Origin of the sequence: Streptomyces sp. NPDC058632 (assembly GCF_042717095.1) — a bacterium.
Classification (GTDB): domain Bacteria; phylum Actinomycetota; class Actinomycetes; order Streptomycetales; family Streptomycetaceae; genus Streptomyces.
The window spans coordinates 63674-74097 of record NZ_JBHXQZ010000031.1; the positions used below are offsets into that span (position 1 = coordinate 63674).

Genomic DNA, 10424 nt, shown 5'->3' on the forward strand with positions numbered 1-10424 from the left:
CACCTCCACGCAGTTGCCGCCGGCCTGGTTGCTGTAGCTGCTGCTGCGCCAGTCGGCGTCGTTCAGATCGGGACGGGAGATTCGAGCCACGGTAGTTGCCCTCCATCGTGGATCGGATCATGTCGAGCGACATGAGCGGGGGCAGGGCTGCCGCCCGCAACCGATCGTAAATCACCTTGTATCGAGTGACGTTGATCGGTTCCTCGATGAGTTGGCCATAGTCCGAACCCTCTGTGTAGGCGACTTCCGAGCCGTCCGGCAGAGTCAGAATTGTCAGCGAGCCGCCCATTGCCTCGTGTCCGCCTTGATCAAACGGCAAGACCTGCACGGTGATGTGACGTTCCGCTGTCGCGTCGAGAAGTCGCGCCAGCTGCTTCCGCATCACGGTGTAGCCGCCGATCGGGCGTCTCAGTACTGCTTCGTCCAGGATCACGTACAGCTCCGGACTGCCGGGTGAACTCAGCCGTTCCTGCCGTCCCATACGGGCTGCCACACGCTCTTCCAACTGTTCTTCGCCGTCCAGCAGAGCGTCCAGACTGAGAACGGCATGTGCGTAGTCCTCGGTCTGCAACAAACCAGGCACCACATGAGCCGCGTACTCCCGGACGGCCACCGCCCGCCCCGAGTACTCCATGAACTTCCGCGACCAGTCCGGAAATGCCTCCCGGTACACGTACGGCCACAACTCGACCAGCAGGTCGTCCCCGCCGAGGACGGCGTCCAGCGCACGGGCCAGTTCCAGCGTCGGCTTCGCTCCGGACGCACGCTCGATCTGCGTGATCCGGGTGCTCACCACGTGCGTCCTGGCGCCGAGTTCGGCCTGGGTCAGTCCGGCGGCCGTGCGGAGCCTGCGCACCCGCGCGCCGAACAGGGCGGCCATCGACGTACTGGGGTCAATTGCGTTGGCCAAGGCGTCACTTCCTTTCTTTACGGACCCATAAGTAATGCTGTGTCACCTTTCGAGCGTAGGGCGACGTCCCGATTCTTGGGTACGGAACGTGACAACTCGCGCACCGGGCGAGACGTCTCCGGACCTGCCGAAGAAGAGCACCGACGTACGCCGAAGGACAGACCCGTGCTGGCAGAGCCGACCAAGCCGACCAAGCCGACCGCCACCACCCCGCCCGACGAACCCCGCATCCTGTCGGCGCAGTTCACGTCCTCACCGCGAGGTGCGCGACTGGCCCGGGGCCACGCGGTACAGGCGATGGGGGAGTGGGGGTTTTTGCCGGAGTCGGACCAGTCGTGCACGGTCGCGCTCGTCGTGGCGGAACTCGCGGCGAACGCCGTACAGCATGCCCGCACTCCGGGCCGCGACTTCGCCGTCCGCCTCACCCTGGACGCGACGGCGGACGTGGTCCGCATCGAGGTGGCCGACGCCAACGCGGCGAAACGACCCCCCGAGACCCTGCCCACCGCACCGCCGGAGGGCGAATCGGGCCGAGGCCTCCTCCTGGTCGACACCCTGGCCCAACGCTGGGGCACAGCCCCCCGCCACCCCGTCGGCAAGACGGTCTGGGCGGACGTTTCTCTGGACCGCTCCCGCTACGAGGACGTCTCGACCGGCGACTGCGCTGGTGGGCGCAGGTGATCCAGGAGACCGTCGGGCACGGGGTAGGGGGTTTCCCGCGGAAGGAGCCGCCGCGCGGCCTCCAGGTCGCCGTTCCGTACGTACCCGTGGATCTCGTGGGCGAGGCCGGTGCTGTCGGTGATGTCGGTGATGGAGACCGTCCACTCGTCCGCGTAGCGGCGGGCGGCTTCACCGGCGAGCCCGAGCTGGAGCGAACGGTGGGGAAGGGGCTGCAGGCGCAGATCGCGCTCGGGGTCCCACTGGACACGGGCCGGGGCCCGCTTCAACTGCCGCTTCCAGGAGGCCCGGTCCGAGTGCAGCCCACGCTCGTAGTGGGACAGGCAGCCGTTCGCCAGCGCCCACTCGAAGCCCTCGCGGGTGATCTCGACGGCGAGAACGGTTTCCCGCCTCTCCTTGGTGCCCCACCCGCAGTGGTACATCATCCAGAGGAAGGACGGCTTGATCCACGTCAAGCCTCGCTCGCAAACCCTTTGGCTCGTGTGGTCGCGGGCCTGCGTCGAGGGTTGGTCAGTGCTGAGCGACGCTGCTGTTGCTGTGCTCAGGGCGGCGGGTCCACAGAGATACGTCACTGCTCGTCGCGACGGCGATGGTCTCCCCGGAGGGAGAGAAGCCGAAGGCTCGAAGTTCCGAGTAGGTGGAGTGGAAGATGTGCCACCACTGCTCTCCGTGCGGGCCGGCGTGGGGAAGTCCGCCGTCGACCGAGAGCAGCACACGATCGTTGGGCCAGGCCGGGGTGACCACCTCCAGGGTCCAGCCGTCCTCGGTCGTGGTGTGCAGCCCTCCGCCGAAGAGCCCCGCGATGCGTACGCGGCTTCCAGTGATCGGTCCGAGTCCGGGGCAGGACAGGTCGGCAATCGCGTCGGGGGTGCTGTCTTCGGGATCGGGGTCGCGGTCCCTGGCGATCTTCTCGCCGGTGACGGCGTCGAAGAGACCGTGACCGTCTTGCGAGACGGCCATGACCAGGTCATGGCCGGTGCCGGGATGCGAGGTGAAGCCGATGCCGAGCAGTCCACCGACAGGGGCTCCGTACGTGTTCTCGAAGACGGGCCGCCAGGGCGCGGGTGCGGGAACGACAGGGGCAGCGAGCAATCGGTCTCGTAGTGCCCGCTGGTAGGCGGAGATTTCCGGTTCACTGACGGATTGCTCCACCGGAGCTGCCCTCTTGATCTGCTTCGTCACCTCTTCATGATCTCGCTTCGGCGGGCTGCCGCGCGAAGTCGGGCAGTTGAGAAGATCACGGCATGGCAGCCTCCACCGAACATCCCCCCGATGGCTGGGCCTTCCTCGGAGTCGGAGACCCGTTCCTGGTTGTCCACGATGAGCAGCGCGGCCTTCTCGCCGTGGCAGGCACAGGTGCTCACGGCAGAGCTACGCCGGTCGCAGTCCACAACAGCCGTTCCTTCGCCCGTCGTGCGGTTGTTCGCTCACGCTTCCCCGTCCACGCGCTGGCCTTCCATCCCCGACGTCCGCTGCTCGCGATAGGTACCGGCAGGTACGACGGTGGCTACTTCTTCGAGGGGGAGCTACTACTTCTGCACTTGAAATCGGGCGCGGTCACTTCTCTCATCGAGAACGAGTTCGGCCGTCAGGTTCTGGGACTGGAGTGGCTCGACGAACGGTCGCTGCGTGTCCTCATGGCACCGCCGGACGACTGGCAGGACGAAGCGGCGCACGAGAACGGACACGTCGCCGTCGTGGACCGAGCCGACTGGACCGCCGTCCCCGTCCGGTCACTCAGCGGTCGGGACCTGGCCGGCCCAAGGACCCTCGCACCGCGTCCCGAGCCCCGCGAGGCAGCGCAACGAGCGGTCTCCACACTGCGATCCCTCTGGCAAGCCCAACGAACCGAACCTTCGGAAGACCCATGAAGGTCCACCTACGTCACCGGGACGACACGATGCACCCTGGTCACGGATGAAGTCTGTGAACGCGGCTTGATGACCTATGCCAAGCCTCGTTCACAGCCCCTTGCCAGTCGGGTGCAGCGGCAACCCAATGCAACAGTTCGCCTACTGCGTCCTGGAACTGCCCTGGTTGCCTCCCAGTCACGTTGACCTGCCCGGACGCCCGGGCAGGTTGCCTTTGACGAGTGGATATGCGGGACGACGATTGCTGGATAGAGTCGTCTCGTTGCACCTGGTTGTGGGGACAACCAGAGTGTCTTGGGGAGGGCCTGCAACACATGAGTCGTCGCTCTACTGGTTTTGTCGGCGCGTGGGCCGAGGTGCAACGGCAGCAGCAGCGCCAGCTGGAAGTTGAAGCCAGACGTCGGAGACAGGAAGCTCAGCAAGCGCGCGCCTACCAGCGTCGAACCGCCCAGAGTCACCGCGAGTACAGGCAGGCGGAGGCGCTGCGTCGCACAGAGGAACTGGACGCGCAGGTTGCGTCGTTGCAGGACCTTCTCGCTTCAGGCTGTCAGGCTCCGGCTCTCAGGGTTTCCTCGCTCATGCGCGCCGAAGAGGTCCAGCCCTTCGCTCCAGGACCATTGGCGCAACCCGTGCCGATGCCTGATTTCCATCAGTACCAGACGCAAGGCGGCTGGACTGCCAGCCGCCGGGCCCAGGCGCAGGCCGAAGCTCGGACGCGCTTCGAGCGGGACTGGCAGGCTGCGCAGGCCGCGGAAGCCCACCGGCAGCAACAGCTGGTCTCGTACCAGCGGGAGTACCAGCAGTGGGCCGATGCTCAGCTCGCTGAAGTACGGCGGCACAACGCCGGCGTCGTCGCGGTGACCGAAGGCGTGAGACGCCGGGAGCCCGATTCCGTGGTGGAGCACTTCTCCGCTGTTCTCTATGCCTCAACAGCGTGGCCCGAAGGTTTCCCGCGCCAGGTCGCGGCCGCCTACGATTCCGCAGCCCGGCAGCTGGTGCTGGACTGGGAGTTGCCCGCTTACAGCATCGTCCCTGAGGTCAAGTCCGTCCGTTACATGTCCGGGGCCGACCAGTACAAGGAAAACCCTCGCCCGGTAGGCCAGCGCCGAGCTCTTTACCGGGAGGTCCTCGCGCAGTGCATGCTGCTCGTTCTGCATGAACTCTTCGCCGCTGACGAGCTGGGCGCGCTTGAGTCGGTGGCGCTGAACGGGTTCGTCGACGGACATGACCCTACGACGGGCCGACCGGGCCATATCTTCCTGGCCACTGTCATGGCTTCGCGCTCTTCGTTCCGTGACCTGCACTTGGCACAGGTCGACGCGGGCAGCTGCCTGACTGACGCGCTGCGAGGGCAACTTTCGGCTCGGCCGGACCAGCTCACGCCAGTCCGGCCGGGCCGACGGCCGCAGGATGTCGGGAACCGCGTTGTCGCTCACGGCAGCGATGAGGACCCGGACCTGTATGCCATGGATCCGATTGCCTTCGAGAGCCTCGTAGCTGAGCTCTTCGAAGCCATGGGGATGCAGGCGGTGACGACCCAACGCTCGAACGACGGCGGTGTGGACGTCAAGGCGCTGGACCCGACGCCCATCCGAGGTGGTGAGATCGTCGTCCAGGTGAAGCGCTACCGCAGCACGGTGCCACCCACCGCTGTGCGCGACCTGTACGGGACCGTGCAGGACGCCGGTGCCAACAAGGGTGTCCTCGTGACCACGTCAGGGTTCGGGCCCGGCTCCCACACTTTCGCCAACGGCAAGCCGTTGGAACTGATCTCGGGTCCTGAGCTCGTTGACCTGTTGCATCGGCATGGGCTCCGTGGGCGGCTGGGTGAGAGCGGTCGTCAAGCCGCACCGCAGTCGGCCCTGCCGGGTCCGGACACCGCGTTGCCCGACGACTACAACGTTCTGGGCATGTCGTGGACCGGAAGCGTCGCCTTGGATGTGTGTGCTCTCGTCTGCCGTGGCAACCGAGTCCTCAGTGACGATCACTTCGTGTTCTTCAACAACCCGCAGACACCGGACGGCTCCGTGCGTGCTCTACCTGCCACCGCACCTGACAAGGCCGCGATCTGTGTCTCGTTCGACGGGTTGCCGGAGGAGGCTGACCGATTCGTACTAGTGGCAGCCATCGACCCGGAGGTCAACCCGGACGCCGACCTCTCCGGGTTCACGGACGCCTGCATTCGCCTGCTCGACCCGCAGCTGGCGGAATTGGGACAACTCGAAGTCTCCGACGGCCGGCCACGCGAAACCGCCTTGGTACTCGGCTCCTTCCGCCGAAGGCCGAACGGGGACTGGGACTTCGTCCTGGGTGGTAAGGGCTACGCGAGCGGCCTGGAGGAGCTCGTACAGGACTTCGGCATCGAGGTTGAGTAGATCCGGCTGCTGCGCTGGAGGAGGGCTGTGAATGATGCTTGATGACTCACGTCATCCGGTCCCGCCGCCACGTCGCCGGGAAGCGGCCCCCCCAGGCCGCGGGTCGGCCGATCTCCGGCATGTATGCCTGATGGACGGTGATCGTGAAGCGGTATGAGGGGAGCGGATCCGGTGCTTGGGTTCTGCCACGGTGACAGCGTGCGGACACTGTTCGATGTGCGCCACCGAATTACCCGGGCACCCGACGGCCAATGAGCCGAAGGGCCCCTCTCGCCGGGGGAGGCCCCGGCTCCCCCGGCCGGCGGTTGCCCCACGTCGGCGTCCTGTGCGGCACGGAAGCGTGTCAGGCTACCCCGAACGGGCCCCTCGTCTTCCGATCCCGGTGACTACCGGGAGAATGGGGTACGTTCAGGCGCGTATCCACGGGGGCGGAAGGAGGCACGCGGTGTCGTACGAACCCAAGCTCGCCGCAGCTCTTTCCGGTGCCACGCTGCGCCAACTCTCCCATTGGCGGCACGCCTCCGGACCCAAGGGCGCCGTGCTCGTGCCCGAGATCTCCAGCGAGCGGCCGATCCTCTACTCGTTCCGTGATGTCGTGGCGCTCCGCATCTGCGTACAACTGCGGGAAGAGGCGTCCCTGCAGAAAATCCGACGTGCGCTGAACACTCTCCGCGAAGACCTCGGGGAGGGGGAGCACCTCTCCTCGTACAAGCTGGTCGCGGGCCCGGACACCATCTACCTCGCCGAGCCCGACCACGCCGTGGATCTGATCAAGGGCGGCAACGTGGTCATTCACCAGATGGTGGATGTTCTCGCCCCGTTCTACAAGGACGGCCGCAGCATCCCCGCCCTGCTCACGCCTCGTGAGCACGTCGCGGTCGACGAGTCGGTCCGTGGCGGAGAGCCGGTTATCCAAGGCACCAGGATCCCCGCTTCGGATGTCGCCGCTCTGGTGAGGGACGGCATTCCGCCGGATCGGATCGGTGAGTTCTACCCAGGGGTGACTACTCAGGCCGCTCGCGATGCGGCTGACTTCAGTGAGTACGTCGACAGCTACGGCAGCAGCGAGCCCCGGCAGGTCGTCGCTTGAAACTGCTGCTCGACGAGAACGTTCCTCGGCCTATGACCGAGATCGTGCGGATCCTGCTCACCGCACACGAAGTGATCCACGTTCACGATCTCAATGGCTGGGCGGGCACGAAGGACATCGAGCTCTACGACAAGGCCAGGGCCGACGGCTTCCGCGCCATCATCACCAACGACACCAAGCAGCTCAGCCGACCGATGGAGGTCGCGGCGATCGCGTCGTCCGGGCTGCACCGCATCGAATACAGACAGAACAACAAACACGGTGGTCTGGTGGGACTGGGCTCAGCGATCGCCACCGTGTGCGCGGCTCTGCCCCATGCCCTGTCCGAACCCGAAGCGGCCGACGGTCAGAGACTGGTCTCCCTGACATCGATCGACCCGACCCGGCAGAAACGCCTCCAGATCACAGACCCGGCTGCCACACCCCCGAAGCACTGGCCGGGCCGTCTGCCGGGGTCCGGAGCTTGAGAGCCCTCAGTTCTCGCCAGGTGGGATGAGGCGATCGGCGCTCTCCGCACCGTTCAGGAGCGAGTGCACGGCCGGGCAGACACCAGAGGGCCGCGTCCACCGTGGTGACGTTGCCGGAAGCCGACCGACATCGGCCACTGGCCGATCCGCCCTCTTACCGATCCCCGCTGAGCTGTCGAAACTGCTCCCCGGGGCACAGGGGGAGGGGCCGGATGGTGACGACGCCACGGAAACGAAGGCGAAGGCGATCGGCGGCGAGGAAGCGCCGGGAGAGGCGCCTCAAAGCGATCCGGGCAGGCGCTGTGGCCTGCGGCGGCTGTCTCGTCCTGCTGATCGTGTTCTGGCAGGCGATCTGGCCGTACGTCGTCGGCGGACTCGTACTCGCCGGGGGCGGCGTCGGCGGATGGTGGCTGCGGCGTACGCATCGGCTGGTCAGGGAACGGGACGGCCGGTGGCGGGAGGAGGAGGCCCTGAAGGCCGGCCACCGCTCGCTCGCCGAGGTAGACGCGATGTCGGGAGGCCGGTTCGAGGACTTCGTCGTGGAGCTGTGCCGGCGTGACGGCTGCACCGAAGTACGCCGGGTGGGCGGCTCGCACGACAACGGCGCGGACGTGCTGGGACGCCTGCCCGACGGCCGGAGCATGGTGATCCAGTGCAAGCGCTACTCACCGAAGGGCAGGATCCCGAGCCGTGAGGTCCGGGACCTCCTGGGCGCGAGGGTCCATTTCAAGGTCGATGTCGCGATCTTCGTGACGACCACGTACTTCACCGCACCGTCCGAGCGGACCGCCGTGCAGAACGACGTCATCGCGGTCCACCGGGACCACCTCGGCCTGTGGAACAACGGCGCCTCACTCCTGTCCCTCACCGCGGTGAACGGCGCGGGCCAGGGCGACCGAAGGCACCGCGTCCGCTGGAAGGAGACGTACGAGTAGGGAGTTCCGGGCTGAGCAGGGCGTAGACGGCGTCCGCCACCTGCGCGGCCGTCGAGACGACCGCCACCCGCTCGGCACAGGCATCGGCCTCGGCGCAGGCCTCGGCGCAGGCATCGGCTTCGGCGTCGGTCCGTATGTCGAAGAGGAGCGGGCGAGCACCCCGATCCGGCCTCCTGGATCGCTCGATCGCACAAATGGGCGCAGAATACGATAAATGGACCCCGTACGTCGGCGTAGGCCGTTGGGGAGTGACTGGTGTGCTTGAGGTCCCGCTTTGGCTGTGGCTGGCGTTCGCCGCGACCGTGGTGGTGTCGCTGGCGGTGGACCTGCTGGCCCATCGCACCGCGCACGTCATCGGCTTCAAGGAAGCCGGTGCCTGGAGCGCCCTGTGGGTGGGCCTCGCCCTGATTTTCGGTGCGGTCGTCTTCCTGGTTCTCGGCACGACGGCGGGCACGGAATACACCACCGCATGGCTCCTGGAGAAGAGCCTGTCGGTCGACAACCTCTTCGTCTTCGCCGTGATCTTCGCGTACTTCAAGGTGCCCCGCGCCTACCAGCACCGTGTGCTGTTCTTCGGTGTCATGGGCGCCCTGATCTTCCGCGGGATCTTCCTCACCCTCGGCGTCGCCGTGGTCAGCCGCTTCACCGCCGTGCTCTTCGTCTTCGCCGCCGTTCTTTTCTACAGCGCCTACAAGCTCCTCAAGGGCGAAGAGGAGAGCTTCGACCCGGGCAGGAGCTTCGCCGTACGGCTGCTCCGCAAGATCATGCCGGTCCGCGACGAGTACGCAGGCATGAAGTTCTTCGTCAAGGAAGCCGGCAAACGCGTGGCCACTCCGCTCCTGGCAGTGGTGGCCGCGATCGAGGCAGCCGACCTGATCTTCGCCGTCGACAGCGTTCCCGCCGTTCTCGCGGTCAGCGACGACGCCTTCATCGTCTACACCAGCAACGCATTCGCCATTCTCGGTCTGCGGGCCCTCTATTTCCTGCTCGCGGGGCTTTTGGACCGGTTCCACTACCTGGGCAAGGGCCTCGCGATCATCCTCGCCTTCATCGGCGTCAAGCTCATCCTTCAGGCATCCCACAAGATGATCAGCACCAGCGTCCCCGAGATCCCCTCACCGGTCAGCCTCGCGGTCATCGTCGTCATCCTGGCAGGTTCCGTAGCCCTCAGTCTGCTCCGGCCCGTCCCACTCCACCCGGTGCCCGCCGGTCCGGACGAGAAAGCGGCCTCGTCGCCGGAGTCGGCCACCACCGAGACCCCCGGTTCGGACGGAGGCGCCCGTACCGAGCAGGACCAGGACGGGGAGGATCCGCCTCGACCGGCAGGCTGATCGACGCCGGAGGACGCGTGCACGTTCCCCGTGCCCTTCTGCGACCGCGGAGCCTACTATTAAAGAATGAGTAAAGCCGAGCATGAGGCCAGCCCCCGGGCGGCGCTTGTCTGCCCGGTCTGCAAGCAGCCCGTGACCACGAGGGTGAAGGGGCGGCACAAGACCCTCGGAATCTTCGTGCCCGTGTGGCGCCCCGGCCCCTGTCACAACGCCGAGTGCTCCGAATACCTGAAGGACTCGAAGCAGTCCGGGCACCGGGACCACTGACACGGTCGAGTGACACGGTCGAGTCGGGGACCTCGCCTCCGGCATCCCCGTCCTCAGGCGGATGCCGACGGGGGAGAGCGCCGTCATGGCCATCACCGTGATCGTGGTGGCCGCCCTCGACACCATCGAGACCAAGTACGCCCGGCGGGGCAAGACCGTGGAGATCAGCGGACTCGACGACCCGAGCGCCGACCTCCACGGCAAGTTCACCGGCGAACTCGCCGGCAGCCACTGACCCGTCCCCACGAAACCCGGGAGGGCCGCGACCGAGGGCGAATTCGAGGGGCCTTCGCCATGCCCGCCGACGGCCCTTCGCCGAAGCGGGATCGGGGTCGGCGGCGGACCGCACCCTTGAGGGCGAGGGCCCGGTGGGCCCGGTGGGAGGGGCGCAGCGCAGTTGCAGGGGGAGGCCCCGGACGGAGGCCCCGGACCCGGCGTGGCATCACCCGACCCTTGTGCGGTCATCGGGCGGTGACGGTCCCGGTGGCCTCTGCGTCGTC

Annotated in this window: 12 protein-coding genes and 1 pseudogene; 9 read left to right on the plus strand and 4 right to left on the minus strand. The window is 66.9% G+C overall.

Features of this window, described 5'->3' with window-relative positions; all coding sequences use genetic code 11:
• Together ACFWVE_RS14540 and ACFWVE_RS14545 are read right to left on the minus strand one after the other, a co-directional pair.
• A partial coding sequence (locus ACFWVE_RS14540) for a DUF397 domain-containing protein (RefSeq protein WP_384013017.1) occupies window positions 1–90 on the minus strand: 90 nt, incomplete at its 3' end.
• 82 nt (window positions 91–172) lie between these two features.
• Window positions 173–880 (minus strand): annotated as a pseudogene (locus ACFWVE_RS14545) (Scr1 family TA system antitoxin-like transcriptional regulator); the annotation flags it as partial.
• Window positions 881–1075: 195 nt separating this feature from the next.
• Between ACFWVE_RS14545 and ACFWVE_RS14550 the strand changes: the two are divergent.
• Window positions 1076–1591, plus strand: coding sequence for an ATP-binding protein (locus ACFWVE_RS14550; protein WP_384012979.1), 516 nt, complete (start codon window positions 1076–1078; stop codon window positions 1589–1591).
• Here ACFWVE_RS14550 and ACFWVE_RS14555 read toward each other — a convergent pair.
• Complete coding sequence (locus ACFWVE_RS14555; RefSeq protein WP_384013020.1) at window positions 1546–2133, minus strand: DUF4291 domain-containing protein; 588 nt, start codon at window positions 2131–2133, stop codon at window positions 1546–1548. The two genes, ACFWVE_RS14550 and ACFWVE_RS14555, sit on opposite strands and share 46 nt — an antisense overlap.
• A complete protein-coding gene (locus ACFWVE_RS14560; protein ID WP_384012982.1) occupies window positions 2099–2770 on the minus strand; it encodes a hypothetical protein in 672 nt (223 codons plus the stop codon). The genes ACFWVE_RS14555 and ACFWVE_RS14560 overlap by 35 nt, the downstream gene beginning before the upstream one ends.
• A 62-nt stretch (window positions 2771–2832) precedes the next feature.
• On the opposite strand from ACFWVE_RS14560, the gene ACFWVE_RS14565 reads away from it, so the two are divergent.
• The 8 genes from ACFWVE_RS14565 to ACFWVE_RS14600 all read left to right on the plus strand — a co-directional run bounded on the left by ACFWVE_RS14565 (window position 2833) and on the right by ACFWVE_RS14600 (window position 10159).
• Window positions 2833–3459: a hypothetical protein gene (locus ACFWVE_RS14565; RefSeq protein ID WP_384012985.1), complete on the plus strand. Its 627-nt coding sequence runs from the start codon at window positions 2833–2835 to the stop codon at window positions 3457–3459.
• Window positions 3460–3773: 314 nt separating this feature from the next.
• Window positions 3774–5834 carry a restriction endonuclease gene (locus ACFWVE_RS14570; protein ID WP_384012988.1) on the plus strand — a complete coding sequence of 687 codons (2061 nt, stop codon included), beginning with the start codon at window positions 3774–3776 and terminating at the stop codon, window positions 5832–5834.
• 445 nt (window positions 5835–6279) lie between these two features.
• Complete coding sequence (locus tag ACFWVE_RS14575) at window positions 6280–6924, plus strand: DUF433 domain-containing protein (protein WP_384012991.1); 645 nt, start codon at window positions 6280–6282, stop codon at window positions 6922–6924.
• A complete protein-coding gene (locus tag ACFWVE_RS14580) occupies window positions 6921–7391 on the plus strand; it encodes a DUF5615 family PIN-like protein (RefSeq protein ID WP_384012994.1) in 471 nt (156 codons plus the stop codon). Before ACFWVE_RS14575 ends, ACFWVE_RS14580 begins: the two co-directional genes overlap by 4 nt.
• A 335-nt stretch (window positions 7392–7726) precedes the next feature.
• Window positions 7727–8326 (plus strand): restriction endonuclease, encoded by a 600-nt coding sequence (locus ACFWVE_RS14585; RefSeq protein ID WP_384012997.1) that lies wholly within the window; start codon window positions 7727–7729, stop codon window positions 8324–8326.
• Between the two features lie 257 nt (window positions 8327–8583).
• Window positions 8584–9657: a TerC family protein gene (locus ACFWVE_RS14590; protein ID WP_384013000.1), complete on the plus strand. Its 1074-nt coding sequence runs from the start codon at window positions 8584–8586 to the stop codon at window positions 9655–9657.
• A 66-nt stretch (window positions 9658–9723) separates the two neighbouring features.
• A complete protein-coding gene (locus ACFWVE_RS14595; RefSeq protein WP_384013003.1) occupies window positions 9724–9924 on the plus strand; it encodes a hypothetical protein in 201 nt (66 codons plus the stop codon).
• An 85-nt stretch (window positions 9925–10009) separates the two neighbouring features.
• Window positions 10010–10159, plus strand: coding sequence for a hypothetical protein (locus ACFWVE_RS14600; RefSeq protein WP_384013023.1), 150 nt, complete (start codon window positions 10010–10012; stop codon window positions 10157–10159).
• The last annotated feature ends 265 nt before the right edge of the window (window positions 10160–10424 follow it).